This window comes from Pseudomonas palmensis, assembly GCF_049942755.1.
In the GTDB taxonomy this organism is placed as follows: Bacteria; Pseudomonadota; Gammaproteobacteria; order Pseudomonadales; family Pseudomonadaceae; genus Aquipseudomonas; species Aquipseudomonas palmensis.
Map to the genome: position 1 here is coordinate 4,813,664 of NZ_CP187958.1, position 23,619 is coordinate 4,837,282.

The window sequence follows — 23,619 nt, forward strand, 5'->3', positions numbered from 1 at the left end:
ACCTGCCGTCGGCAGGGCACCACTCACCCGGAGAAACCTCATGACTGCCCTGCACACCCCGACCCTCAAACGCCACAGGACCGGCCTGGTTGCCGTGGACCACGCCCGCAGCGCCGGGGGTTATACCCTGTTCGCACCGCAGACCGCCGACGGCAACGTGTTCCTGATCGACCTGGACGGCGAAGTGGTACACCGCTGGAAGCTGCCCCAGCGCCCCGGTCGCGACGCGGTGATACTGCCCAACGGCAACCTGGGCTACAACGGCAACCACCCCGACTCCCCCGAGCTGTTCCCCGGCTGGTCGGTGTGGCACGGCGGCGCCTTCAGTGAAGTCACCGCGCAAGGCGAGGTGGTGTGGCAGCACACCGACCTGCTGCACCACCACGATGCCCAGTGGCTGGACAACGGCCACCTGCTGTACACCACGGTCGAGCCCCTGAGCCCCGAGCTGGCCAGCCGCGTGGTGGGCGGTATTCCCGGCAGCGAGGCGGCGGGCGGGGTGATCTATGCCGATGTGGTCAAGGAGGTGGATCGCCAGGGCCAGGTGGTGTGGGAGTGGCGCAGCTGGGAGCACCTGCGCCCCGAGGACTACCCGCTGCACGACACCTTCGAGCGCTACCACTGGCCCATGACCAACGCGGTGACCCCGGGTCGCGATGGCAAGGTGATCCTCAGCCTGCGCAGCGTGTCGTCGGTGATCGCCGTGCAGCGCGGCAGCGGCGAGGTGCTGTGGCGTCTGGGCCACGATCTGGTGGCGCAGCAGCATTGCCCTAGCGAGCTGGAGAACGGCCGCATCCTGGTGTTCGACAACGGTATTTCGCGGCCCCACGTGTCGATGCCGCACTCGCGCATCCTGGAGATCGACCCGCTGACCCGGCGCATCGAATGGCAGTACGCCGATACCCCCGGCTACGCCTTCTTCACCCCTTTCATGGGCGGTGCACAGCGCCTGCACAATGGCAACACGCTGATCACCGAGGCCAACTTCGGCCGCCTGTTCGAAGTGACGCCGGCCGGCGAGGTGGTGTGGGAGTACATCAACCCGCATTTTGCCGCCTACCCCGATGCGGCCTCGCGCCGCTACCTGCCGGGCGAGAACAACGCGATCTTCCGCGCGCACCGTTACCAGCGCGACGACATTCCCTGGCTGAAAGCCTGAACACAGCGCACCAGCACCCACCCTCACGCTCACGCACACCACGCGCAGCGAGGTACCGCCATACTCCCAAAGGAATCGATGATGAAGCTGCCTTATCCACGCCCCCTGTGCCTGGCCGCACTGGGCCTGCTGTCACTGCCTGCGTCAGCCACTGAACCTACCCCCACCGACGCCCCGACCCTTGCCCCGGTGACGGTCGAGGCGCGCCGGCGCAGCGAAGAGGCGCAGCACGTGCCCACCCCCATGAGCGTGCTGGGCGCCCAGGCCCTGGAGGCCCAGCGCCTGTATCGCCTGCAGGACCTGCAACAGGCCATGCCCAGCGTCAACGTGGCGTTCATGAACCCGCGCCAGTCGAGCCTGTCGATTCGCGGGCTGGGCAACAACCCGGCCAGTGACGGCCTGGAGGGCAGCGCCGGGATCTACCTCGACAACGTCTACCTGGGCCGCCCCGGCATGGCCGTGTTCGACCTGCTGGACATCGAGCAGATCGCCTTGCTGCGCGGCCCGCAAGGCACCCTGTTCGGCAAGAACACCACGGCCGGTGTGCTCAACATCGCCACCCGCCAGCCCACCTTCACCCCGCAGGGCAACGTGTCGACGTCGCTGGGCGAGGACGGCTACCGGCAGGTGCAGGGCGGTGTGTCGGGGCCGTTGACCGACACGCTGGCCGGGCGGGTGGCGGCCTACCGCACCGACGAGAACGGCTACGTGGAGAACCGGTTCGACGGCGACACCCTGGGCGGCGGCCGACGCCAGGGCTTTCGCGGGCAGTTGCTGTTCAGGCCGCAGGAAGACTTCAGCCTGCGCTGGATTGGCGACTACAACGAGGAGCACTCCAGCGCCGGCACGCGCTCGCTGTTCAGCACCGGGCCGACCATCAACGGAGTCAACCGCTATGAACAGCGGGCCCAGGCGGTGGGCGCGACGCTGGTCGACGGGCGCAGGGTCAACCTCGATGCCGACCAGCGTGTCACGGTGTTCCAGGGCGGCACCTCGCTGGAGGCGAACTGGGGGCTGGCCGATGGCTTCACGCTGACGTCGATCAGCGCCTACCGCTGGTGGGACTTCACCCCGCGCAACGACGACGAACTGAACGTGGACGTGATGCACAACGTCGGTCAGTCGGCCCGCGACAAGCAGTATTCGCAAGAGCTGCGCCTGGCCTCGCCGCTGGGTGAGCGGTTCGATTACGTGGTGGGCGGCTATTACTTCGGCCAGCAGATGCGAAACCGCGTGTTCACCGAATACGGGCCGCTGGCCGACACCTGGAACGGCACCCCGCAGGGCGCATTGAACGATGTGAACAGCGTGGGCCACGGCAGCATCGACACCGACAGCTTCGCCACCTTTGCCCAGGGCACCTGGCACCTGACCCCGCGCCTGGACCTGAGCCTGGGCCTGCGCGGTACCTACGAGCGCAAGCAGGCCAGGGTGACGCGCGATGCCCCGGTGGGCGGCGCGAGCGTGACGGGGGCGGCGGCAGCGGTAAGGCAGGGGCGTGTCGGCGCCTATGATTCGGGCGACCTGAGCCTCTACAGCTTCAGCCCGTCGGCGCTGGCCAGCCTGGCCTGGCGGGTGAACGACCAGGTGCTGGCGTATGGCTCGTTGTCCCATGGGGAGAAGTCCGGCGGGGTCAACCTCAGCGTGGCCAGCGCCCCGGTGGCCGGCGCCGACTCGCTGCTGATCGGCAGCGAACGGGCCAACGACGCCGAACTGGGCATCAAGACCACGCTGCTGGATCAGCGCCTGCAACTCAATGCCAACCTGTTCTGGACGATTGTGCACGGCTACCAGACCAACGCCTACGACGACGCCAACCTCACCAGCTACCTGACCAACGCCGGCAGCGTGCGCAGCCGTGGCCTTGAGCTGGACAGTACCTGGCGGGTGAGCCGTGGCCTGACGCTGAGCCTGAACGGCTCGTGGAACGATGTGCGCTACCTGTCCTACGACAACGCCCCATGCCCGGCGGAGGTGGCCTTGCGCCCCGGGGCCCCGGCCGCCTGCGACCTCAGCGGGCATAACGTGGTGGGCGCGGCCAAATGGATTGCCAACACCAGCGCCAGCTACCAGTGGGACCTGGACAACGGCCTGCAACCCTACGTGAACGGCAACTACGCCTGGCGCTCGCAGGCGGTGGGCACGGTGGACGATTCGCGCCTGGCGCAGTTGCCGGGGTATGCGCTGGTCAACCTGTCGGCGGGGGTGCGCGGCGACTGGGGCCAGGGCCAGTGGGACGTGTCGCTGTGGCTGAAGAACGCCTTCGACAAGACCTACTACACCACCCTGTGGAACTCGCCCAACGGCGCCTACACCGGGGTGCTGGGTACGCCGCGCACCCTGGGCATGAGTGCACGCTACGACTTCTGAGGCGTGGGCTTCAGGAGTACGCCTGCACCACCCAGCGTACCTTCGCCAGCGCCGCGCGCAGCGTGTCCAGGTCCACCGAGCCCAGCGCCAGCCTGAGTGCACGCGGCACGTGACTGGTGGTGGCGAACGGCTGCGCGGTGGACACCGCCACCTGTTCGCGCATCAGGGCGGCGGCGATCTGTTCGGCGCGGGCGTCATCGGCCAGCGGTAGCCACAGAAAGTACGAAGTGGGGTGGGTGACGCAAGGCATGCCCGCCAGTACTTCGCGGGCGATGGCCTGCCTGGCCTGGGCATCGGCGCGCTTCTCGGCTTCCAGGCGCTCCACCGTGCCGTCCTCGATCCAGGCGCAGGCAATGGCGGTCATCACCCCGGGGGTATTCCAGGTGGTGGCGCGAATGGAGCGCTCCAGCGCGGCAACCTGGTGCGGCGGCGCGGCAATGAAGCCCACCCGCAGGCCGGTGGCGACGTTCTTCGACAGGCCTGACACGTACAGCGTGCGCTCCGGTGCCAGCTGGGCCAGGGGCGGCGGCGCGTCGTCGGCCAGGAAGGCGTAGGCGGCGTCCTCGATCAGGTGCAGGTTGTGGGTGCGGGCAATCGACACCAGTTGTTCGCGCTGCTCCTGGCTCATCACCCAGCCCAGCGGGTTGTGCAGCGTGGGCATGCTGTACACCGCGCGTACCGGGCGGCTGCGGCACAGCCGCTGCAGGGCGCCGAGGTCCGGCCCGTGGGGCGTGACCGGAATCGGCAGCATCTCGAGGCGCAACGCCTCGGCCAGCACCTTGAACCCGGAGTAGGTGAGGGCGTCGACCGCGATCACGTCGCCGGGCTGCAGCAGGGCCATCAGCACCACGGCCAACCCGTGCTGGGCGCCGCTGACGATCAGTACCTGCTCTGGATTCACCTCAAGCCCGCAACCGAGCAGGTGCCGGGCGATGCAGGCGCGTTCATGGGCGCGCCCGGCATGGGGCTGGTAGCGCAGCAGCGCCTCCAGGTCGCCGCTCAGTGCCAGCTGGCGCAAGCCGCTGCGCAGCAGGTCGGCCTGGCCGGGCAATGCCGGGTAGTTGAAGTTCAGGTCGGCCATGCCGGCGGCCACCACCTGCTGGTCGACGCCCAGGTCGGGCGGCAGCGAGGTTTCGCGCACGAAGGTGCCGCGCCCGGTCTCGCCGCTCACCAGGCCCATCTGCTCGAGTTCGGCATATACCCGTGACGCGGTGACCAGGGCCAGGCCATGGGTCGCGGCCAGGTGACGGTGGGTGGGCAGGCGGGTGCCAGGGGCGAGCCTGCCGTCACGAATGTCGGCGGCGAAGGTGTCGACCAGGGCCTTGTAGCGCGAGCGAGGCATGTGCAGATGTATCCATGACGATTTTTTGATTGTGCTGATCGTCGGCCCTAGCATGGTTTTTGGCAAGCGTGCCCTTAACCCCTGCAACTGTCGAGCGTGACTTCAATGGAACAGACTCTCAAACCTCGCACCCTGGACGACGCCACCCGTGGCTGGATCAACGGCCTGATCGGCGTGGTGATTTTCAGCGGCTCCTTGCCGGCCACGCGCCTGGCGGTGCTGGAATTCGACCCGGTGTTCCTCACCGTGGCGCGTGCCGCCATTGCCGGTGTACTGGCGCTGGCCTTGCTGATGCTGCTCAGGCAACCGCACCCGACCCGGGCTCAGGTAATGCCCTTGATCGTGGTGTCGCTTGGGGTGGTGGTGGGGTTTCCGCTGCTGACTGCGCTGGCCTTGCAGTACGTGACCTCGGCGCATTCGATCGTGTTCATCGGCATGCTGCCGCTGGCCACCGCGGTGTTTGGTGTGCTGCGCGGGGGCGAGCGCCCGCGCCCGGTGTTCTGGCTGTTTTCGGTGCTGGGGTGCTTGATGGTGGTGGGCTTTGCCTTGTCGCAGGGCTTGGCGGCGTCGCCCCAGGGTGACCTGCTGATGCTGCTGGCGGTGGTGGTGTGCGGCCTGGGTTATGCCGAGGGGGCACGGTTGTCGCGGGCGCTGGGCGGGTGGCAGGTGATCTGCTGGGCGCTGCTGGTGTCGTTGCCGGTGATGCTGGTGCTGACCTGGTACATGGCGCCGTCGACGTTCACGGGTATCAGCCTGCCGGCGTGGGTGAGCCTGGGGTATGTGTCGCTGTTCAGCATGCTGATCGGTTTCGTGTTCTGGTATCGCGGCCTGGCCCAGGGCGGGATTGCGGCGGTGGGGCAGTTGCAGCTGCTGCAGCCGTTCTTTGGCCTGGCCTTGGCGGCGGGGTTGCTGGGCGAGCAGGTCAGCCCGGGTATGCTGGGGGTGACGGTGGGGGTGATCCTGTGTGTGGCGGGGGCGAGGCGGTGGGCGCGGTAGACGGTTGCGTCCAGCCTGGGCTTTTCAGCCGAACTCATCTGATCCGCTTTTTGCCTCGCTAGCTGCATCTGTTTCCAGATCAGAAGGGGGCAGACAATGTGGCCTTCGACAGCCGCACCCCCTCAGTTAGGAGCTCCCATGGGCAAGATGGCAATTTTTGTATTCGGCTTTCTGGTATTGGCCTTCGCAATCGGAGCACTGGGTACCATCTCCCCCCTGTAACCCCCGCCACACCCCGCACAAAACCAGGAAGGCGCCGAGACTCCCGCGCCTTCTTTTCTATTCTGCCACCAAGCCCTTGTTCACCCGCCACGCCAGCGGCAGCGTGAGCAGCAGCGTGGCCGCCAGCACCACCACCGCCGTGGGCACCCCGGTAACGTCCCCCAGCCGCCCGAACACCACCGGTGCCAGCGCGCCGCCACCGATGGTGCCGGTGTAGAACAGCGCGAAGGCCTGCTCGTGCTTGCCGGCAGCCGCCAGCTCCGGCACCACGCCATACAGCACCGACGAGGTGCCGTTCAGCGCCAGGCCCAGCAACGGCAGCATCACCAGCGTGGCCGAATACGGCAGCACCACCGCCAGCACGATCAACAGCGCAGTCCCCGCTTCGGTGAGCGAGACGGTTTTCAGCAGGCCGATGCGTGCGCCCAGGTAGCCGCACAGCAGCTTGCCGAAGGCCCCGCCCACGAACAGCAGCGTCAGCGCCAGGCCGATACCGGCGGTGCCGGCGCCCTTGAGCCTGAGCAGAAACGGCAGGAAGGTCAGAAACCCCATGCGCACCGCGCTGTCGAGCATGCCCAGCATCAGCAGGGCACGCAGGCCGCCCGGCGAGCCGTTTCCGGTGGCCAGCTTCGGCGCCTTGCCGCCCGCCGCCAGGGCCTGGGCCCGGGAGGGGATCAGCCACCACAGCAACACCGCCGCAGCCACCCCCAGCACGCCCAGCAGCGTTGCACCGGTACGCCAGCTGACGGCCACCAGCAGCACGCCCATCAGGCCCGGAATGACCGCCTTGCCGATATCGCCCGCGAAGTTGTAGTGCGACAGCGCCTGCTTGACCCCGCCGCCCGCCGCGTGGCTGTCGGTGATCATCGAGGAGGCCAGCGGGTGCTGGGTACTGGCGCCCAGCCCGCCCAGCATCAGCGCCACCAGCAGCACACCCAGGCCGGTGGCCTGGCCGGCGACCAGGTAGGCCACGCCGGCCAGCAGCGTGCCGCCCACCAGCAGGCGCTCGCGGCCAAAGCGCCGGGCCGCGCGGCTGGCCAGCAGCTGAAAGCCGGCCATCATCCCGGAATAGGCCCCGCGCAACAGGCCCACCTGGGCCAGGCTGAGGCCGAACTGCGCCTGCCACAGCGGCAGCAGCACGTAGATCACGTCGGTGAGCCCGTCGTGCACCGCGTGGGCGCTGCAGCCGGCCAGCAGCGAGCGGCGGCGCACCGAGGTTTCGGTGGTGACGGTGGCGTTACGGGGTACCGTTTCTTCCATGGATGACAAACCCTTCGCGTTCGGTCAGACGCTCGTAGTATGCCCGAACCGCTGCAAAATCCGGATGCTCCAGCGGGGTTTCGAACCAGCGATTGACCGACAGGCCGATGGCGATGTCCGCCAGTGAAAAGTCCTGGCCACTGACGTAGGCGCCGGTCGATTCGAGCTGGCGGTCGAGGATCTGCAGGTTGGTGGTCCACTGCCTGCATGCCGCCGCCAGTGCCTCGGGGTCCTGATGGTCGGGGGAATGGCGCACCAGCGACAGGAAGGGGTAGGTCCAGGACTTGTTGAGGTCGGTGGCCTGCCAGTCCATCCACTGGTCCACCCGTGCGCGCACCCGGGGCTCGGCGGGGTAGAGGTGCTGCCCGTGGTACTGGTTGGCCAGGTAGCGCAGGATGCTGTTGGACTCCCACAGCACGAAGTCGCCGTCCTTGATCACCGGCACCATGGCGTTGGGGTTGAGGGCCAGGAACTGCGGGCTGAAGGTGGACCTGAAGCCCGAGCCCCAGTCCTCGCGCTCGAAGGCGATACCCAGCTCGGTGCAGGCCCATAGCACCTTGCGTACATTGATGGAGGAAGCTTTGCCGAGTATCTGCAGCATGGGAGGCCCTTGTGGTTCGGTAGGGGAGTGAGGCGCGTCAGGCGCCGGTGGTGTCGTCGAGCGAGGCCATGTCGATCACGAAGCGGTAGCGCACATCGGAGCGCTGCATGCGTTCGAACGCCTCGTTGATCTGGTCCATGCGGATCATTTCACACTCCGGCAGAATGTTCTTCTTCGCGCAGAAGTCGAGCATCTCCTGGGTTTGCGCAATCCCGCCAATCGGCGAGCCGGCCAGGCGCCGCCGGCCGAGGATGAACGGCACGGTCAGTTGTTCGTCGATCGGCCCCACCTGGCCGACGATCACCAGGGTGCCGTCCACGTCCAGCAGCGACATGTAGGGCGACACGTCATGGCGCACCGGCACCGTGTCGATGATCAAGTCGAAGCTGGAGCGCGCGGCGGCCATGGCCTTGGCGTCGGACGACACCAGCAGCTTGTCGGCGCCCAGCGCCCGCGCATCATCGAGTTTGTCGGGGGTGCGGCTGAGCACCGTGACGTCGGCACCCAGGCCCGCCGCCAGCTTCACGGCCATGTGCCCCAGCCCGCCCAGGCCGATGACCGCGACGCGGCTGCCGGGCCCGGCATTCCAGGTGCGCAGCGGCGAGTAGGTGGTGATGCCGGCGCACAGCAGCGGCGCGGCCTTGGCCAGGTCCAGGCCGTCGGGCACGCGCAGCACGAACTCCTCGCGCACTACAAGGTGCTTGGAATAGCCGCCGTAGGTGGGTTCGCGGGTGATGCGGTCCAGGCTGTTGTAGGTTTGCGTGTTGTTCTCGCGGCACAGCTGTTCCTCGCCCTTGCGGCACTGGTCGCACTGCTGGCAGGAGTCGACCATGCAGCCCACCGCCACGGCGTCACCGACCTTGTAGCGGGTGACCTGGCTGCCCACCTCGGTCACGCGCCCGACGATCTCGTGGCCTGGCACGATCGGGTAGCGGCTGAAACCCCAGTCGTCGCGGGCCTGGTGCAGGTCGGAGTGGCATACGCCGCAGTACAGGATCTGCATCGCCACGTCGTTGGGGCGCAGGGCGCGGCGTTCGAACTTGAAGGGTGCCAGCGGTGCTTCGCGGTGCTGCGCTGCATAGCCAATGGTGTACATGTTCACCTCTCGTCACGCTCGGGAATGGGGACCAGGGTTTCAATATAGCCAGCATGGCGGGCTTCGTTGGGCGGGTAGGGATATTGGCGGGAACTCTTGGCCTGGGGGGCCTATCCTAATGAATGTAGGTTCCCCCCCATCACGGAGGCATCGTCATGCGCCGTTTACTGCTGGTTTCTTCCCTTGTGCTCTGCCTGCCTTTGGGCACGGCCCTGGCCCGTGTGGATGGTCGCGATGTCGCCACCTCCGCCGGGGTTTCCGCCTCGTTGTACTCGACCTTCAAGGACGACAAGCTGGTGATTCCGGCGCGCGATGATGCTTCGACGTTCATCGCCAGCGGCGGCGAAATTCGCGGTGTGTACCTGGAGTCGATGCTGCAGCGTATCCGTCAGCAGAACCCTGGGTTGCAGGCCAGTGACGAAGACCTGGCCAAGGCGATACTGACCCAGGATGAGCTGGGGGCGGGGCAGTAAGGCGCCGCAGGCAAGGCGAGCCCATCGCGGGTCAAGCCCGCTCCCACAGGGATCTTCATGGCCTTTGTGGGAGCGGGCTTGACCCGCGATGGGCACGCCGCGATCTATCAGACTGAAGCCGGATCAACCTTGCCAGGGTCGATGCCCAGCGCTTCGATCGCGCCGGCCACCACCTCGCGCTCGATCACCCCGTCCGCCGCCAGCGCATTCAGCGCCGCCAGCACGATGAACTGGCGGTCCACCTCGAAATGCCGGCGCAGCGCCTCGCGGGTGTCCGACTGGCCGAAGCCGTCGGTGCCCAAGGCCACGAAACGCCTTCCGGTCACCCACGGCCGGATCTGGTCGGCATGGATCTTCATGTAGTCCGTGGCCACCACCACCGGCCCCGCATGCCCCTGCAGCAGCGTTTCGATGTATGGCGTCTTCGGCGCCTGCAACGGGTGCAGCAGGTTCCAGCGCTCCACCGCCTGCGCCTCGCGCCGCACCTCGGTCAGGCTGGTGGCGCTCCACACCTCGCTGCTGACGCCGAAATCACGCTGCAGAATCTCCGCCGCCGCCAGCACCTCGTTCAGTATCGAGCCGCTGCCCATCAACTGCACATGCCGCTCGCCCTGCGGCGGTTTTTCCACCGGCAGGCGGTACAGCCCCTTGAGAATGCCTTGCTCTGCGCCTTCGGGCATGGCCGGGTGGGCGTAGTTCTCGTTGAGCACGGTGATGTAGTAGTACACGTCCTCCTGCTCGGCATACATGCGGCGCATGCCGTCCTGGATGATTACCGCCAGTTCGTAGGCATAGGTGGGGTCGTAGGAGACGCAGCACGGCACGGTGGCCGACATCACGTGGCTGTGCCCGTCGTCATGCTGCAAGCCTTCGCCCATCAGCGTGGTGCGCCCGCTGGTGGCGCCCAGCAGAAACCCCCGTGCGCGCGCATCGCCCGCCGCCCACAGCAGGTCGCCCACTCGCTGGAAGCCGAACATCGAATAGAAGATGTAGAACGGCAGGGTCATCACGCCATGGTTGGCGTAGGCGGTGCTGGCGGCAATCCACGACGAGGTGGCGCCGGACTCGTTGAGCCCTTCCTGCATGATCTGGCCGTCGGTACTCTCCTTGTAGTAGCTGAGCGTGCCGGCATCCTGCGGCGTGTACAGCTGGCCCACATGGGAGTGGATGCCGATCTGGCGGAACAGCCCCTCCATGCCGAAGGTGCGTGATTCGTCGGGCACGATCGGTACGACGAGGCGGCCGACCTGCGGGTCCTTGAGCAGGGTGCCGAGAATGCGCACGAACGCCATGGTGGTGGAGATGGCACGGTCACCGGTGCCCTTGAGCTGGCTGTCGAAGGCCTCCAGGGCCGGTACCTGCAACGGCTCGACCCTGGCCTGGCGCGCCGGCACATGCCCGCCCAGGCGATCACGGGCCACCTGCAGGTAGCGCGCATCGGCGCTGTCGGGGGCGGGCTTGAGATAGGGGATCTCGCCGAGGCGCTCATCACTCAGGTCCAGGCCGAAGCGGTCGCGGAAGGCCTTGACCGCCTCGTCGCCCATCTTCTTCAACTGGTGGTTGATGTTCTGGCCTTCGCCGGCTTCGCCCATGCCGAAGCCCTTCACGGTCTTGGCCAGGATCACCGTTGGCCGCCCCGTGTGACGCACGGCCGCCGCGTAGGCGTTGTACACCTTGACCGGGTCGTGCCCGCCGCGAGCCAGCTTCCAGATGTCGTCATCGCTCAGGTCGCTGACCATCGCCAGCAGTTCCGGGTACTTGCCGAAGAAGTGCTCGCGCACGTAGGCGCCGTTCTGCGACTTGTAGGTCTGATACTCGCCGTCCACGCACTCCATCATGCGCTGGCGCAGGATGCCGCTGCTATCCCTGGCCAGCAGCGCATCCCAGCCGCTGCCCCACACCACCTTGATCACGTTCCAGCCGGCAGCACGGTACAGGCTCTCGAATTCCTGGATCACCTTGGCGTTGCCACGTACCGGGCCGTCCAGGCGCTGCAGGTTGCAGTTGACCACGAAGATCAGGTTGTCGAGTTTTTCGCGCCCGGCCAGCGAGATGGCCGCCAGCGACTCGGGCTGATCCATTTCGCCGTCACCGAGAAACGCCCACACCTTGCGGCCCTGGCGTGGGGTGAGGTCGCGGTCTTCGAGGTAGCGCATGAAGCGCGCCTGGTAGGCCGCGGTGATCGGCCCCAGGCCCATGGACACGGTGGGAAACTGCCAGAACTCGGGCATCAGCCGCGGGTGCGGGTAGGACGACACGCCATCGCGGTCGGTCTCGCGGCGAAAGTTGTCCAGCTGCGCCTCGCTCAGGCGCCCTTCGAGGTAGGCCCGGCCATAGATACCCGGCGCCGAGTGGCCCTGGATGTACACCATGTCGCCGGCAAACTGCGCGGTGCGCCCGCGAAAGAAATGATCGAAGCCCACGTCATACAGCACCGCCGCCGAGGCGTAGGTGGCGATATGCCCGCCCACCCCCGAATGCTTGCCGGCGCGCAGCACCATGGCCAGTGCGTTCCAGCGGATATAGGCATTCAGGCGCTGCTCGGTGGCCAGGTCGCCGGGGTAGGGCAGTTCGCGCTCGGGGCCGATGGTGTTGACGTAGGGGGTGTTGACGCGGCCACGAAAGTCGCCGTGCAGCGACACGTCCAGGTCCAGCATCTGGTCGATCAGGAAGTGCGCACGCGAGCGCCCCTCCACCTCGACAACGGTGGCCAGGGACTCAAGCCATTCCTGGGTCTGCTCGGGATCTGGGTCGTTCAACAGAGGGGGCTGCTGTTGCATCGGTAATCCTCCTGCGGGGTTGTGGCGGACAGTGCCGGCAGGCCTGCCGGGTAGTAGTTGCATTTGCAATTGATTCTAGGCATGCGCCCCGTATGATTGCAAATGCAATAACTTTGACCCGAGGAACCCTCATGGCTGCACCCACCGCTGATCTCTGGTTCAGCTTCATTCGCGCCCACCGCAACCTGATTCGCGAAATCGAACGCCGCCTGGCCGACCAGGGCCTGCCCGTGTACGCCTGGTATGACGCGCTGTGGGGCATCGAGAGCGGCCCAGATGGCTGCCGGCGCATGCACGAGCTGGCCGATGTGATGGCCATCGAGCGTTACAACCTGACCCGACTGGTCGACCGTCTGGAGGCCGAAGGGCATGTGTTGCGCAAGAAGGTCGCGGGCGACGGGCGCGGCGCCCTGGCGTGCATCACCGACAGCGGCAAGGCGCTGCGCAAGCGCATGTGGGCGGTGTACAAGCAGGCAGTGGACGAGCTGTTTCTGAGCCAGTTCACGCCCGAGCAACAGGCGCTGTTCGCCCAGGCGCTGGAACAGTCGAGCTTCAAGGCCCGGGCGTCATTCGCCTAGGCCCAGCCGGGCCTGTGCGGCGGGTAGCGCCTGGGTGTCGAACAGGCCCTGGCCGGCCAGTGCCTGCAACGCGCTGAAGGTTATCCAGCGCCGATCCAGGCAGTTGCCCGGCGCCAGGCTGTCGGCGCCCAGTGCGGTGAAGGGCGCCGTGACATGCGGGGCAAGCTGGTCGGCGATGTGCTGGGCATAGCCGGTCACGGCGATCACCGGCGTGCTGGCCGACATCAGGCAGTACTGCAGGTAGCTCTTGCGTGGCGCGGCCTCGGGGTGCAGGCGGTTCCAGCGCGCGGCATCGTCGCTGTCACGGGCCAGGCGCGTGTAGCTGGGGCAACTCCACAACTGGCTGGCGATGCCCCAGTGCGTGTCGAGCAGCACCGCGGCGGCGCGCACCTCCCGGAGCATGGCGCCGGCACCCAGCAGGCGTACCTGGGGGCGGGCAGCGCTGGTGGGCTGCAACGGGTACATGCCCAGGAATGCATCGCTGCAATCGTCGTGTGCCGGTTCATCGGCTGCCTGCGGCTGGTCGTGCAGGGTCATGTAGTAGAAGCCGTGGCGCCCCTGTACGTACAGCTCGTCCAGCGCCGCCAGCAGGATGGCCTGGGCCTCGGCAGCGCTGGCGGGGTCGTACGGGCGGCACTGGGCGTTGGCCGACAGCCACAACGGCAGCCACGGGTGCGCACCCTTGGGCCAGCGCGAGGCGGCCGATTCCAGGTCGTTGAACACGATGCCGCGGTGGCCGATCTGCTCGGCCAGCATCGACACGCGGGCCGAGCTCGGCGACTGGGTGAGGTAGATCAGCGGGCGTTCGCGGCTGGGCGCCTGCTGGCGAAACCAGATGCCCCAGGGGCTGACCACCTCGCTCGCGCTGTCGGCGCGATCATTGATCACCCACAGGTTGCCCGCCACGGCCGGGTCGTGCTCGATGCGGTGCACGGTCTGCAAAATCTGCAACAGCGGCGAGTGCGACGCTGCGCCGGTCGACGGCAGGCCGGCCTCGATGCTGCGAATGCAGGCGTGGGCGGCCAGTCGGGCAGGGGGGATGGCAGGCAGTGAATCCACGGGGCAGCTCCATGATCGGTCCTTGGCAGAAGCGCAAGGGATACTGCAATCTGATTGCAAATGCAATCAGATGCTGTCGGCACGATCAGGGTGCTGCGCTTTCAGGTATGGGGCACCGCGGCGGGTGCTGCGTTGCCGGCGTACTGGGGCTTGAGGTGGCCTTGTTCGTCCAGCAGGTAGGCGTCCATGATTTCCCGGACCACCGGCCCGGCCACGCGCCCACCGGCCTCGCCGTTCTCGATCATCACCGCGATGGCGATGCTCGGGTGGTCGGCGGGGGCAAAGCCCACGAACAACGCGTTGTCGCGGTGGCGCTCCAGGGTCTTGTCGCGGTTGTAGCGTTCCCCCTGCTTGATCGCCACCACCTGCGCGGTGCCGCTCTTGCCGGCGATGCGGTACTGCGCCCCGGCAGCGGCGGCGCGGGCGATGCCGCGCGGGGCGTGCATGACCATCTGCATGCCCTGGTTGACCTGGTCCCAGGCGTGGCGGTCATGCAGCACGATGTCGGGCATGGGGTTGGGGTCTACCGGCGGCTCGTCGCCGATGCTCATGGCCAGGTGCGGGCGGTGCCACACGCCCTTGCTGGCCAGCAGGCTGGTGGCCTGCGCCAGTTGCAGCGGGGTGACCTGCATGTAGCCCTGGCCGATGCCCAGGATCAGGGTTTCGCCGGGGTACCAGGCCTGGCGCCGGTTGGCGCGCTTCCAGGCGGGTGAGGGCATCAGGCCGGGTGACTCTTCGAACATGTCCAGCGAGACCTTCTGGCCCAGGCCGAATTCGCTCATGTAGTCGTGCAGGCGCTCGACCCCCAGCTTGTGCGCCAGGTCGTAGAAGTAGGTGTCGTTGGAGCGCATGATGGCGCTGTACATGTCCACCCAGCCGTCGCCGCTGCGGTTCCAGTTGCGGTACTTGTGGTCGTAGTTGGGCAGCTCGTAGTAGCCGGGGTCGAACACCCGGCTGGCCGGGGTGATCACGCCGCTGTCGAGGCCGGCGATGGCCACCTCGGGCTTGATCGTCGAGCCCGGGGCGTACAGGCCGCGCAGCACGCGGTTGAACAGTGGCCGGTCGATGGAATCGCGCAGCTCGGCGTACTGCCTGAAGCTGATGCCCTTGACGAACAGGTTGGGATCGAAGCTGGGGTTGCTGACCATCGCCAGCACCTCGCCGGTGGCCGGGTCCAGCGCCACCACCGAACCACGGCGATCGCCCAGGGCCTTTTCGGCGGCCAGCTGCAGGTGCGCGTCCAGGCTCAGGGTGATGTTCTTGCCGGGCACCGGATCGTGGTGGCGCAGCACGCGCATGATGCGGCCCTGGGCGTTGGTCTCGACCTCTTCGTAGCCCACCTGGCCGTGCAGCTGGGCCTCGTAGAAGTGCTCGATGCCGGTCTTGCCGATGGACTGGGTGCCACGATATTCGGTGGCATCGAGGGTCTTGGCTTCTTTCTCGTTGATGCGCCCCACGTAGCCCACCGAGTGGGCAAAGTGCGCGCCCATGGGGTATTCACGAATGAACTGCGGCTCCACGTCCAGCCCCGGCAGACGGAACTGGTTGACCGCGATCAGGGCGATCTGCTCTTCGCTCAGGCCGAACATCAGCGTCACCGGCTCGAACGGCTTGCGGCCACGGCGCAGGTCCTTCTCGAAGCCCTGGCGGTCCTCCTCGCCCAGGCCCAGGATCTGCACCAGGCTGTCGAGCACCCTGGGCGTGTCGCCAGCACGCTCGCGGGTCATGGTGAGGTTGAAGCTGGGCTTGTTGTCGGCCAGCACCTCGCCGTTGCGGTCGTAGATCAGCCCGCGCTCGGGGGCGATGGGCAGCACGTGCACGCGGTTGTTCTGCGACACGGCGGCATGGTAGTCGTGCTGCACCACCTGCAGCACGTACAGCCGCCCCACCAGCACCGCCACCAGCACCAGTACCAGCAGCGCACACGCGATCAGCCTGCGGTTGACCAGGTGCGTTTCTTTCTCGTGGTCCTTGAGGGGGATAGGCTGGGGCATGTGCAGGCTCTTGCGGAAAACGGATACACCACCGGCCTGGGAGCAGGCAGTGAACGGGCGCGATGGCGTGAATGAACGGCGATCCTACGCAAGCTGCTGCGGTGCCTCAAGGCCGGTTGTCCGCAGGCGGGCGAGGGTGCGCCGAGGTTCCCCGGTTAGCGGGGCGCAGCGTTCATGAAGATTTTTTCATGAAGGCCGCAGCGGCCCGGTCGACAGGCTGCGCTTGCATGCGTGGCGAACTGCGAATACTGTATGGATAATCAGTATCGAGGTGGACCCCATGCAGCTCATCGCCAAGCTCGGCATCCTGGCTGATGCCGCCAAGTACGACGCCTCGTGCGCCAGCAGCGGCGCCCCCAAGCGCAGCTCGCGCGGTCGCGACGGCCTGGGCGCCACCGATGGCATGGGCATCTGCCACAGCTACACCCCCGACGGGCGCTGCGTGTCGCTGCTCAAGGTGCTGCTGACCAACTTCTGCCTGTACGACTGCCAGTACTGCGTCAACCGCCGCTCCAGCAACGTGCCGCGGGCACGCTTCACGCCTGAGGAGGTGGTGCGCCTGACCCTGGATTTCTACCGGCGCAACTGCATCAGCGGGCTGTTCCTCAGCTCGGGCATCATCCGCTCCGCCGACTACACCATGGAACAGTTGATTCGCGTGGCGCAGCTGCTGCGCGAAGAGCACAACTTTCGCGGCTACATCCACCTCAAGACCATCCCCGACGCCGACCCGCTGCTGATCGAGCAGGCCGGGCGGCTGGCCGACCGCCTCAGCGTGAACATCGAGCTGCCCACCGAAGCCAGCCTGCAGCGCCTGGCGCCGGAGAAGCAGGTGCGTACCATTCGCCAGGCCATGGGCACCATCCACCACGGCCAGCAGGCGGTGGCCGGTGAAGTCAACGCACCGCGCTTCACCCCTGCCGGGCAGAGCACCCAGATGATCGTGGGCGCCGATGCCACCGACGACCACACCATCCTGGGCAATGCCGAATCGCTGTACCACGGCTATGGCCTGCGGCGTGTGTACTACTCGGCGTTCAGCCCGATCCCCGACAGCCCCACCAGCGTACCCCTGGCCGCGCCGCCGCTGCTGCGCGAGCACCGCCTGTACCAGGCGGACTTTCTCATGCGCGGCTATGGCTACAAGGCCGGCGAACTGCTGGGCGGCGCGGGCAACCTGGCGCTGGACATCGACCCCAAGCTGGCCTGGGCCCTGGCCAACCGCGAGGTGTTTCCGCTGGATGTGAACCGTGCCGAGCCGGCGTTGCTGGCGCGCATTCCCGGCATCGGGCTGCGCAGCGTGCAACGCCTGGTGGCGCTGCGCCGTGAACGGCGCATTCGCTATGACGACCTGATCCAGCTGCGCTGCGTGCTGGACAAGGCGCGCCCGTTCATCGTCACCAGCGACTACCGCCCGCCCCAGTCGGAAACCCGCAGCGGCCTGCTGCGCGAACGCCTGCGCGAGCCGCAGGCACCGGTGCAGATGGGGTTGTGGGGATGATCGCGCTGGACTGCGACGAGCACTTCGACACCTGGCGCGACCAGGCCCGCGTGCTGCTGGGCCACGGCATCGACCCCACCGAGGTGGTGTGGGCGCACGGCCCGGTGCACGATCTGCTGGCGGTGCCGGCGGTATTGCCGCAGGGCCCCGGGCCGTTTCGCACACGGGTGCCGGCCGCCTTGCTGGATCAACTTGAGCAGGCCGCCCGCTACCGTGGCGAGCAGCGCTGGAACCTGCTGTATGAAGTGCTGTGGCGCGTGGCCCATGGCGACCGCACCGCCATGCTGGCGGGCGACCGGCTGGGCAGCGAGCTGCAGCGGCGCATCAAGCAGGTCAGCCGCGAGGCCCATCACCTGCATGCCTTCGTGCGCTTCGTGCCATTGCCGGCGGCACTGGCCGAGCAACTGCAACTGGACCTGGTGGCCTTCCATGAACCGGCCCACGACATTCTGCAAAGCGCCAGCGGCCACTTTGCCGACCGGCTGGGCCGCCAGCGCTGGCTGATCGCCACGCCACGCGATGGCATCCGTTTCGATGGCAGCACCCTGGACTACCGACGGCACTGCCCCGAGCAATGGCGCCAGTGGGCCTGCCACGCCGACGACCCTGGCGCCGAGCTGTGGCGCACCTACTACCGGCACACCTTCAACCCGGCACGGGTCAACCCCGATGCCATGCGCCAGCACATGCCGGGGCGCTTCTGGCGTCATTTGCCCGAAGGCCCGCTGATCGCGCGGCTGGTGGGCCAGGCGCGCCAGGGCAAGCAGCGCGACGGCCAGGCGCAGGAGGTGGGGCAGCAGGGCGGCAAGCGCATCGGGCGCGGGGATTCGCCAACGCGCTGAGGGCCGCCTTTCCATATGCCACCCTGGCTGTGTATGATCGGCGCGGGCCGATGCTGCCCGCCGCTCGCTCCCGTTGGGAAAGGTGAAAGCATTGCAGTTACCCCTGACGCGATCATTCTCTTGAACGTCGAGGCCTGGCAACGCGAGCCCCACACTGCCTCGGCACCAGGAGCACATGATGATCTCGATCGAACAGGCCAAACAGATGGCCAAGCGTCTGCGTACCGCCCTGCAGGCGCAGAGCCCGCCGCTGACCCACTCCGGTGCGCTGGAGCTGGTGGCGCAGCAGTTGGGCTACAAGGACTGGAACACCGCCTCGGCCCTGCTTGCCCCCGCCATCCCTGCAAGCGAAGTGAGCTTCGACAAGCCTATCCCCATCCTGCGCATGTTCGACGAAGCCAAGGCGCGCGAGTTCTACCTCGACTTCCTGGGCTTCAGCGTGGAGTTCGAACACCGCTTCGAAGCCGACCTACCGCTGTACCTGGGCATCGTACGCAATGGGCTGCAACTGCACCTGTCCGAGCACCACGGCGACGCGAGCCCTGGCTCGACGGTGTTCATCCCCATGCACAACATCGAGCAATTGCGCGACGAGCTGCTTGCCAAGCGCTACGGCTATGGCCGCCCGGACATCGTCGAGCAGGGCTGGGGCAAGGTGCTTGAGGTGTACGACCCGTTCGGCAATCGCATTCGCTTCTGCCAGGGCTGACCGGCCTTTCCCCCCAGGCTGAAGATGCGCCGTTTGTTCAAGCGGAGCAGGCTGCGGCTACACGAAACTCCAGGCTCTGACCTGCCTGGAGTTTCACGATGCGAACCCTGTACGCCCCTGTATTTTTCCTTGGATTCATCGGCTCGGCCGTGTGGCTGCTGGACGAGGGCGCAAGCCTTGGCTGGTTGCCGGTTCTGCTGTTGCTGGCGATTGGCGTGTCGATGCTGTGCGAGCGGCTGTGGCCCTATCGCGAGCGTTGGAATGTAAGCCAGGGCGATGGCACCCGGGACGTGATTCACGCGGGGGTGAACGAGGCGCTCAACGCGGCCGGCATTGCCGCCATCCCCCTGATTGCCCTGGTGCTGCCCGATACCGGCCTGTGGCCGAGCGACTGGCCGCTGGCGCTGCAGCTGTTGCTGGCGTTGCCGGTGGCAGACCTGGGCATCACCCTGGTGCATTACGCCAGCCACCGCCTGCCGTTGCTGTGGCGCCTGCACGCCGTGCATCACAGCGTGACCCGAATGTACGGCTTCAACGGGCTGATGAAGCACCCGCTGCACCAGATGCTCGAAGCGCTGGGCGGCACCTTGCCCTTGCTGCTGTGCGGGTTGCCGCTGGATGTGGCGGCCTTGCTGGCGTTCAGCATATCCATCCAGCTGCTGTTGCAGCACAGCAACGTCGACATGCGCATCGGCTGGCTGCGCCATGTGTTTGCCTGGGCGCCGGTGCACCGGCTGCATCACCTCAAGTACGGCACCACGGGGGATGTGAACTTCGCGCTGTTCTTCAGCGTTTGGGACCGCCTGCTGGGTACCGCCCTGCACCTGCCGCACTATCACCTGGCGGACGACGACCTGGGTATCGGCGACTTTCCGGACTACCCGGTGGGCTACGGCGCGCAGTTGCGCCAACCCTTTCGCCGCGACCAGCCCGAGCATCCACCTGCCGTACTGCCCGATGCCCTGAGCCGTGCGCTAGTCCAGCAGCCTTAGGCGCAGGTGGCGCAGGGTACGGTCGGCACGGATGCCGAACTGCTGGCGCACGCTGCGTGACAGGTGGGCCGAGTCGGCAAAGCCTGCGCAGGTGGCTGCCTCGGTCAGGCTGCTACCGCCCAGTGCCAGCTGCAAGGCCACGCGCAGGCGTTGCCACAACACCAGGCGGCGCACCGACAGCCCCAGTTGACCGCTGAACAGGCGCTCCAGCTGGCTGAGCGACAGCGCCGCCTCACTGGCCAGCTGCGCGGCGGGCAGGGTGTTTTCATCCAGTGCACGCACCCGTTGCAAGGCGGTGGTCAGGCGCGGATGCAAAGGGCGCCGGGGCAGGGCGCGCAAGCGTTGGTTCAGGCCCTCCAGGTCTGCGCCGGCGTCTTCGCAGAGCTGGCGCAGCACCGGCAGTTCGAAAGCCAATGGCTCGGCAAACAGCGTGATCGCCGGTTGCTCGCTGAGAATCGCATGCGGCTGGCCGGAGGCAATGAGCAGCAGCGGCCCGCACTCGACCTGGCCCTGGATCGACGCCTGCACCGGAGCAGCGCAGGCGATCAGCACCTGGTGGGCATAGTGGGCGTGGGCCTGGGTTTGCCCGACCTGCCCGGCCACCAGGCAGTAGTCGGTGGCCAGCCACAGGTCGCCTTGCCAGGGTTCGTTGGGTGCGCGGTGGATAGTGGTGCTCCTGAGTGAGGGTGAAGGCGGGCGGCGAGGTTACAACGGCAAGGGCCGGTCCTGCACCACGCGCTTCATCACCAGGGTGGAGGTGAGCCGCTGCACGTTGGGCAGCGACGACAGGCTTTCATCATAGAGCCGCTGGAAGGCCGGCAGGTCCTGGGTGATCACGTGCAGCAGGTAGTCCGGCTCGCCGAACAGGCGCTGCGCATCCACCACCTGTGGCAATGCCACCAGCGCGTTCTCGAACGCCTCGACCGCCGTGCGATCGCCCTCGCGAAGGGTGACGAAGACCATGGCGGAAAAGGTCAGGCCCAGGGCAATGGGGTCCAGTTTCGCCCGATAGCCCAGCAGCACCCCCGATTCTTCCAGGGCACGCACCCGCCGGTGGCAGGGGGAGAGGCTCAACCCCACCCGCTCGGCCAGTTCGGTGATCGAAAGGCGCCCGTCTTTTTGCAGTTCGGCAAGAATGTTCCGGTCGATGCGGTCCATCTGGAAGGATCTTCCCCTATTGGCCTATGTCGCGATTATCTTCGAAAGAAAATTCTAGCAAGATTTCATTATTGTTCCCTGCACCAATTTGCTTGTGGAGCAGGACGATGCAGCCAACCGTGTACACATCCCTGACGTGGGTAGCGCCATGACCCTGAGTGTTTTCGTGGCGTTCTGGGCGGTGTCGATGTTGTTCATCATCACGCCGGGTGCGGACTGGGCCTATGCGATATCGGCCGGGCTGAAGGGGCGGGTGGTATTGCCCGCCGTGGCCGGGCTGTTGTCGGGGCATCTGATCGCGACACTGATCGTCGCCGCCGGGGTGGGCACGCTGGTGGCGGGGCATCCGTTTGCGCTGTCGGTGCTGACGGTGGCCGGGGCCGGGTACCTGCTATGGTTGGGCATCGGCATGTTGCGGCACCCGACTGTGCCCCAGGCGGACCAGGTGCAGGTAGCCGGTGCGTGGCAGCGCTGGGCGGTGAAGGGCCTGTGTGTGAGCGGCCTGAACCCCAAGGTGTTCCTGCTGTTTCTGGCATTGCTGCCACAGTTCACCGACGCCACGGCGCCGTGGCCGGTACCGCTGCAGATCGTGGCGCTGGGGCTGGTGCATGCGCTCAGCTGCGGGGTGATCTACCTGCTGGTGGGCTTTGGTTCGCAGGCCGTGCTGGGCGCGCGGCCTGCGGCGGCGCTGTGGGTCAGCCGGGTGTCGGGGGCGGCGATGGTCATCATCGCGCTGGTGCTGCTGGGCGGGCAGCTACCCAGGTAGGCAGAATGTACGCGGCAATCGAACAGGGGGAGTGCCATGAAGAGCTTGAGAGCACGGGCCGTACAGGGCCTGGAGGTGGGGGCGCAACTGAGTGTGACCCGATGCTTCACCGATGAGGACATCCGCTGCTTTGCGCAGCTTTCGCGGGACTACAACCCCGTGCACTACGATGCCGCCTCGGCCGAACTGCGCAGGTTCAGGTCGATCATTTCCCATGGCCTGCTGACGGCCAGCCTGGTGACCGAGATCGGCGGGCAGATCGGCTGGCTGGCGACCAGCATGAGCTTCGAGTTCAAGCGGCCGGTGTATGCCGGCGATGCAATCACCTGCCACTGGCTGATCGTGGACAAGGACGAGCGCGGGCATGCGCGGGCGCAGTTGAGCATCGTCAACGCGCAGGGCGAAACCGTGCTGGAAGGCATGACCACCGGGGTGTTGCCGAACGCAGCGGCGCGTGAACGCATGGCGCAGCTGTTGGCCGAGGGCGACCCCGGCAACCTGGCTGCGGCAGGTGCCTAGGGCGCCGGCACGCGGCAGGGTTCAATTGCGAAAGTACAGCTCGTCCAGCTGGCGCCGACGGATCGCCACGTACTGCTCCCACACCTTGGGGAACTCCGCCTCGCGGATGAACGGGAAGGTGAGGTACACGAATCGCCCCTTCACTTGAATGTACTGGCGTGCACGCTGGAAGGCCGGCTGCTCGGTCAATGCGATGCTCTCGTCGTAGCCGTCGTGATAGTGACGAATATCCACCCGGTGCGGGGCAAGCATGCCGCGGGCAAAGTCGATCACCCAGCCGGTGCCCACCGAGGTGCTCAGGTAACCGTAGACACCATCCTCCGACAGCTGCAGGCACGCCTTGGCCTGCGTGCCGTCGTCATCGTTCACCAGCACGATCTGGTCGTTGAAGTACTGGATGGATTGCCCCTGCGGCCCGTGCAGCACCAGGTTCCAGCCTTCGGCATCCATGCGGAACTCGCCCTGGTTGGCAAACTCGGCGATCCATCCGTTTGACAGCTCGATTCTGTGGTTGGTCATGGGGGTGGGGGTCCTGAGGGATAGGGCAGGCAGTTGCTTCAGCTGTGCTCGATCAGCATGACAGCAATGGTATCGGGCTCCAAGGCTTCGAACACATGGGGCTGGTTGGCCGGGTAGCGCAGGTAGTCGCCGGCATGCAACAGCACCGGTGCACTGGCCGGGCCTGCGCTGGCGGCCCCCTGGCACACGAATACATGCTCGAAAGTGCCCGCCGGGTGCGCCTGGGAATGGTGCGGCTGCCCGGGCTGGGCATGCACGCGGTACAGGTCCCGGCGTATGCCGGGCGGGCAGTCGGCGAGCAGGGTCGCCGCGTAGTCGGCGTCGTCGGCCTTGAGCGCCGCACCTTCGCCTGCGCGAATCACCGTGACCGTCTGCGCCGGCTGCTCGAAGAACCGCGTGACCTGAATGCCCAGTGCCGTGGCCAGCGCCCACAGGGTCTCGATGCTGGGGTTGCCAAGGCCGGACTCCAGCTGCGACAGCGTGGATTTGGCCACGCCGGCGCGGCGCGCCAGATCGCTGACGGACATCCCCGACTGCAAGCGCTCGCGCCTGATGGCCTGGGCCAGAATCATGATCGGCGCATCGTTCGATATAATGGTCATTTGTTCGTTATGAGTTGACTGGGAGAGAGGGCGGCGGACATTATGGCACCCACCTGTTCGTTTTGATGGATTTTGTTCGAT

22 protein-coding genes are annotated in these 23,619 nt (G+C 67.0%); 11 read left to right on the forward strand and 11 right to left on the reverse strand.

The genetic code is table 11. The features are described 5' to 3' along the window. The first annotated feature begins 40 nt into the window (after window positions 1–40). Window positions 41–1,159 (forward strand): aryl-sulfate sulfotransferase, encoded by a 1,119-nt coding sequence (locus ACPRTJ_RS22210; RefSeq protein WP_043860506.1) that lies wholly within the window; start codon window positions 41–43, stop codon window positions 1,157–1,159. An 81-nt stretch (window positions 1,160–1,240) separates the two neighbouring features. Beyond that, complete coding sequence (locus ACPRTJ_RS22215) at window positions 1,241–3,529, forward strand: TonB-dependent receptor (RefSeq protein WP_426427299.1); 2,289 nt, start codon at window positions 1,241–1,243, stop codon at window positions 3,527–3,529. Window positions 3,530–3,539: 10 nt separating this feature from the next. On the opposite strand, the gene ACPRTJ_RS22220 is transcribed toward ACPRTJ_RS22215, so the two are convergent. Next, on the reverse strand, window positions 3,540–4,871 hold the full coding sequence (locus ACPRTJ_RS22220) for a PLP-dependent aminotransferase family protein (RefSeq protein ID WP_043860508.1): 1,332 nt from the start codon (window positions 4,869–4,871) through the stop codon (window positions 3,540–3,542). Between the two features lie 105 nt (window positions 4,872–4,976). Here ACPRTJ_RS22220 and ACPRTJ_RS22225 point away from each other — a divergent pair, with 105 nt between their 5' ends. Continuing rightward, window positions 4,977–5,867 carry a DMT family transporter gene (locus ACPRTJ_RS22225; protein WP_426427300.1) on the forward strand — a complete coding sequence of 297 codons (891 nt, stop codon included), beginning with the start codon at window positions 4,977–4,979 and terminating at the stop codon, window positions 5,865–5,867. A gap of 279 nt (window positions 5,868–6,146) precedes the next feature. On the opposite strand, the gene ACPRTJ_RS22230 is transcribed toward ACPRTJ_RS22225, so the two are convergent. From ACPRTJ_RS22230 to ACPRTJ_RS22240, 3 genes are read right to left on the reverse strand one after another with little or no spacing between them, the layout of a single operon-like run. Next, window positions 6,147–7,349, reverse strand: coding sequence for an MFS transporter (locus ACPRTJ_RS22230; protein WP_078480128.1), 1,203 nt, complete (start codon window positions 7,347–7,349; stop codon window positions 6,147–6,149). Further along, window positions 7,327–7,950, reverse strand: coding sequence for a glutathione S-transferase family protein (locus tag ACPRTJ_RS22235; protein ID WP_043860541.1), 624 nt, complete (start codon window positions 7,948–7,950; stop codon window positions 7,327–7,329). The genes ACPRTJ_RS22230 and ACPRTJ_RS22235 overlap by 23 nt, the downstream gene beginning before the upstream one ends. Window positions 7,951–7,987: 37 nt before the next feature. Then, window positions 7,988–9,046 (reverse strand): NAD(P)-dependent alcohol dehydrogenase, encoded by a 1,059-nt coding sequence (locus ACPRTJ_RS22240; protein WP_058540721.1) that lies wholly within the window; start codon window positions 9,044–9,046, stop codon window positions 7,988–7,990. Between the two features lie 155 nt (window positions 9,047–9,201). Here ACPRTJ_RS22240 and ACPRTJ_RS22245 point away from each other — a divergent pair, with 155 nt between their 5' ends. Next, window positions 9,202–9,519 (forward strand): DUF2388 domain-containing protein, encoded by a 318-nt coding sequence (locus tag ACPRTJ_RS22245; RefSeq protein ID WP_043860539.1) that lies wholly within the window; start codon window positions 9,202–9,204, stop codon window positions 9,517–9,519. Window positions 9,520–9,626: 107 nt separating this feature from the next. On the opposite strand, the gene aceE is transcribed toward ACPRTJ_RS22245, so the two are convergent. After that, window positions 9,627–12,299 carry a pyruvate dehydrogenase (acetyl-transferring), homodimeric type gene (gene aceE, locus ACPRTJ_RS22250; protein WP_088515355.1) on the reverse strand — a complete coding sequence of 891 codons (2,673 nt, stop codon included), beginning with the start codon at window positions 12,297–12,299 and terminating at the stop codon, window positions 9,627–9,629. A 131-nt stretch (window positions 12,300–12,430) separates the two neighbouring features. Between aceE and ACPRTJ_RS22255 the strand changes: the two genes are divergently transcribed. Continuing rightward, the gene (locus ACPRTJ_RS22255) at window positions 12,431–12,877 is read left to right on the forward strand and encodes a MarR family winged helix-turn-helix transcriptional regulator (RefSeq protein WP_043860537.1); all 447 of its coding nucleotides are present in this window, start codon (window positions 12,431–12,433) and stop codon (window positions 12,875–12,877) included. Here the strand turns inward: ACPRTJ_RS22255 and ACPRTJ_RS22260 are convergent. Next, the gene (locus tag ACPRTJ_RS22260; RefSeq protein WP_116054396.1) at window positions 12,866–13,936 is read right to left on the reverse strand and encodes a transketolase-like TK C-terminal-containing protein; all 1,071 of its coding nucleotides are present in this window, start codon (window positions 13,934–13,936) and stop codon (window positions 12,866–12,868) included. The genes ACPRTJ_RS22255 and ACPRTJ_RS22260 overlap by 12 nt on opposite strands. Before the next feature lie 101 nt (window positions 13,937–14,037). Next, window positions 14,038–15,930 (reverse strand): penicillin-binding protein 2, encoded by a 1,893-nt coding sequence (gene mrdA / locus ACPRTJ_RS22265; protein ID WP_043860536.1) that lies wholly within the window; start codon window positions 15,928–15,930, stop codon window positions 14,038–14,040. 280 nt (window positions 15,931–16,210) lie between these two features. On the opposite strand from mrdA, the gene ACPRTJ_RS22270 reads away from it, so the two are divergent. From ACPRTJ_RS22270 to ACPRTJ_RS22285, 4 genes are all read left to right on the forward strand, one after another. Then, complete coding sequence (locus ACPRTJ_RS22270) at window positions 16,211–17,431, forward strand: putative DNA modification/repair radical SAM protein (protein ID WP_196932402.1); 1,221 nt, start codon at window positions 16,211–16,213, stop codon at window positions 17,429–17,431. After that, window positions 17,428–18,273, forward strand: a complete 846-nt coding sequence (locus ACPRTJ_RS22275; RefSeq protein WP_054915340.1) for a TIGR03915 family putative DNA repair protein — start codon at window positions 17,428–17,430, stop codon at window positions 18,271–18,273. Before ACPRTJ_RS22270 ends, ACPRTJ_RS22275 begins: the two co-directional genes overlap by 4 nt. A 178-nt stretch (window positions 18,274–18,451) precedes the next feature. Beyond that, window positions 18,452–18,982 (forward strand): glyoxalase superfamily protein, encoded by a 531-nt coding sequence (locus tag ACPRTJ_RS22280; protein ID WP_236177473.1) that lies wholly within the window; start codon window positions 18,452–18,454, stop codon window positions 18,980–18,982. 98 nt (window positions 18,983–19,080) lie between these two features. Then, a complete protein-coding gene (locus ACPRTJ_RS22285; RefSeq protein ID WP_054915338.1) occupies window positions 19,081–19,974 on the forward strand; it encodes a sterol desaturase family protein in 894 nt (297 codons plus the stop codon). Here ACPRTJ_RS22285 and ACPRTJ_RS22290 read toward each other — a convergent pair. Continuing rightward, window positions 19,957–20,577 carry a helix-turn-helix transcriptional regulator gene (locus ACPRTJ_RS22290; RefSeq protein ID WP_235384165.1) on the reverse strand — a complete coding sequence of 207 codons (621 nt, stop codon included), beginning with the start codon at window positions 20,575–20,577 and terminating at the stop codon, window positions 19,957–19,959. The genes ACPRTJ_RS22285 and ACPRTJ_RS22290 overlap by 18 nt on opposite strands. A gap of 102 nt (window positions 20,578–20,679) precedes the next feature. Further along, the gene (locus ACPRTJ_RS22295) at window positions 20,680–21,132 is read right to left on the reverse strand and encodes an Lrp/AsnC family transcriptional regulator (RefSeq protein ID WP_043860530.1); all 453 of its coding nucleotides are present in this window, start codon (window positions 21,130–21,132) and stop codon (window positions 20,680–20,682) included. Window positions 21,133–21,280: 148 nt separating this feature from the next. Here ACPRTJ_RS22295 and ACPRTJ_RS22300 point away from each other — a divergent pair, with 148 nt between their 5' ends. Then, window positions 21,281–21,898 carry a LysE family translocator gene (locus ACPRTJ_RS22300; RefSeq protein ID WP_043860545.1) on the forward strand — a complete coding sequence of 206 codons (618 nt, stop codon included), beginning with the start codon at window positions 21,281–21,283 and terminating at the stop codon, window positions 21,896–21,898. A 36-nt stretch (window positions 21,899–21,934) separates the two neighbouring features. Then, on the forward strand, window positions 21,935–22,417 hold the full coding sequence (locus ACPRTJ_RS22305) for a MaoC family dehydratase (protein ID WP_054915335.1): 483 nt from the start codon (window positions 21,935–21,937) through the stop codon (window positions 22,415–22,417). Between the two features lie 21 nt (window positions 22,418–22,438). Here the strand turns inward: ACPRTJ_RS22305 and ACPRTJ_RS22310 are convergent, their stop codons facing one another. Both ACPRTJ_RS22310 and ACPRTJ_RS22315 read right to left on the reverse strand, forming a co-directional pair. Continuing rightward, the gene (locus ACPRTJ_RS22310; RefSeq protein ID WP_043860528.1) at window positions 22,439–22,936 is read right to left on the reverse strand and encodes a hypothetical protein; all 498 of its coding nucleotides are present in this window, start codon (window positions 22,934–22,936) and stop codon (window positions 22,439–22,441) included. 38 nt (window positions 22,937–22,974) lie between these two features. Then, a complete protein-coding gene (locus tag ACPRTJ_RS22315) occupies window positions 22,975–23,538 on the reverse strand; it encodes a helix-turn-helix domain-containing protein (RefSeq protein WP_286899336.1) in 564 nt (187 codons plus the stop codon). Window positions 23,539–23,619 lie beyond the last annotated feature (81 nt).